This is a genomic window from Nocardia sp. NPDC004278, from assembly GCF_053602975.1.
The window spans coordinates 40,395-42,224 of record NZ_JBSGEQ010000037.1 but is presented as its reverse complement, the minus strand read 5'-3'; the positions used below and the strand labels follow the sequence as shown (position 1 = coordinate 42,224).

Annotated in this window: 2 protein-coding genes; both read left to right on the top strand. The window is 64.0% G+C overall.

Annotation, left to right across the window (positions count from 1 at the left end):
• Nucleotides 1-63 precede the first annotated feature (63 nt).
• On the top strand, nt 64-978 hold the full coding sequence (locus ACWEO2_RS36475) for a hypothetical protein (RefSeq protein ID WP_452409532.1): 915 nt from the start codon (nt 64-66) through the stop codon (nt 976-978).
• A 347-nt stretch (nt 979-1,325) separates the two neighbouring features.
• The gene (locus tag ACWEO2_RS36470) at nt 1,326-1,820 is read left to right on the top strand and encodes a YbaB/EbfC family nucleoid-associated protein (protein WP_452409531.1); all 495 of its coding nucleotides are present in this window, start codon (nt 1,326-1,328) and stop codon (nt 1,818-1,820) included.
• Nucleotides 1,821-1,830 lie beyond the last annotated feature (10 nt).

The window sequence follows — 1,830 nt, the reverse complement described above, 5'->3', positions numbered from 1 at the left end:
ACCAATGACGCAATCGGGCGCCGCGACGCCCAGCCGAGAAACCACCAATGGAGGAGGAGCACGATGAACGATCGCGTTGAGCTCAATCCGGACGGATTGCGCCGTTCCGCAAACGAATTCGACGAACTCGTCGACGAGACCAAGAAGCTGCTGGAGACGCTGAAATCGAGCTCCGGCAGCAAGGGTGAGGCGTGGGGGGACGACAAGAGCGGGCACAAGTTCGCCGACGGGGACAAGGGGTACATCAAGAACCGCGACAACACCTTCGAATCCCTGTCCAAGGTCGCCGAGGTCTTCGGGGCGAACGCCAAGAATCTCCGTGACTCGGCGACCACGTTCGAGAAGAACGAGCAGGAGCAGTCGAGACTGCGCCCGCAGAATCAGGATCGCGGTGTGCTGCAACAAGAACAGCCTCGGTACAAGCTCCGCAACCGGGACCGCGGCGATGTCCAGGAGGAATCGGGGAGACTCGAAACCTATTCGGCCCCACGGAGATTGCGGCGCACCGAGAGTTCGATACCGGCCACGGATCCGGTGAGTCAGGAGGGTACCGAGCAGCCGAGGGAGGCTCCGCTGGCACCGCGGCGGTTCGAGCGTTCGATACCGGGCACGAATCCGGTGAGTCAGGAGGGTACCGAGCAGCCGTGGCAGGCTCCGATGGCGCGTCGGGCGGATCTCCCGGATCGCGGTAGGGAGCCGTTGCGTGCGGGGGAGACAGTGCAGGCGCCGATGGCGCGGCGCGCGGATTACCCGAATCGCGGTACGGAGCCGACGCAGCCGTTGCGTGCCGGGGAAACGATGCAGGCTCCGATGGCGCGGCGGCTGCGGGGTTCGGTGTCGCGGCTGACTCCGGAGGACCACGTCGATTCGCCTCGGCACGAGGTACACGCGCATATGAGGTCTGCGCGGATCGATCGTGCGATACCCGCGTCGAATCCGGTGAGCACCGAAGGTGACGTGCAGTATCCGGAAGGCTAACCGGGCGCCTGAACGATCACGTCACGATCGTCGCCTGCTCGACGTTCGTCTCGAACCCGTGCCGGTAACCTCGCCCGGTCGCTCTCGGTTCGATGAGCGTTCACGGCGAGTTATCCTGGCGTGCGAAGAAATGTGAGCGGGCCCGCAGCGATTACCCCGCGAACATGTCTCCCGTAACCGCCGGAATTTCCGCTGTGACGCATTTTTCATGCCTTTATGACTCGTCGGCGGTGCCCTGTTATGCCGGTATTACTCGAATCTGATCGGCATGGTGTTGAATCCCAATTGGTAGCAAATGTTCAGCGCGGCGTTGCGTTACGGCTCGACCTACGATGCGGAGGCCCCTGGTGGTGAATGAACGACTGCAGGCCGATGCCGCGATGATGATGGAGGCGTTCACCGATCAAATGGCGGGTCTCGCGAAGATCCAGCGTGATCGCGCCCGGCTCACCGCGACTGTTACCGCATGTCAGAAGCGAATCAGCGTGACCGTCAATGCCGATGGCATTCTCATCGAGACCCGGTTCGCCGAGGATATCGGCGATCTGACCTTCGCCGAGATCGCCGCGGCGATGACCGAGGCGGTGCAGGGCGCCGCCCGGAAGGTGAGCGAGCAGGGCCGGGAGCTGATGGAGCCGCTGCGGGAGCGCAAGGATCGGTTGCCGCCGCTGTCGGCGCTCCTCGAGGACATGCCGGATGTGCGGTCCATGATGCCGGTGGCGCCGAAGGTGTCGACCGCGCCGCCGAACTCGCCGGAACGCCAATACGACGACGAGGGAGCGCGTTTCGGCGATGCGGAGCCGTTCGAACGCCGGTCGATGGTCAGTGATCTCGACAAGTGAGGTCGCTGCG

Bases quoted from the DNA above. Each gene is read 5' to 3' on its own strand.
- ACWEO2_RS36475 (WP_452409532.1), top strand. From the start codon at position 64: ATGAACGATCGCGTTGAGCTCAATCCGGACGGATTGCGCCGTTCCGCA.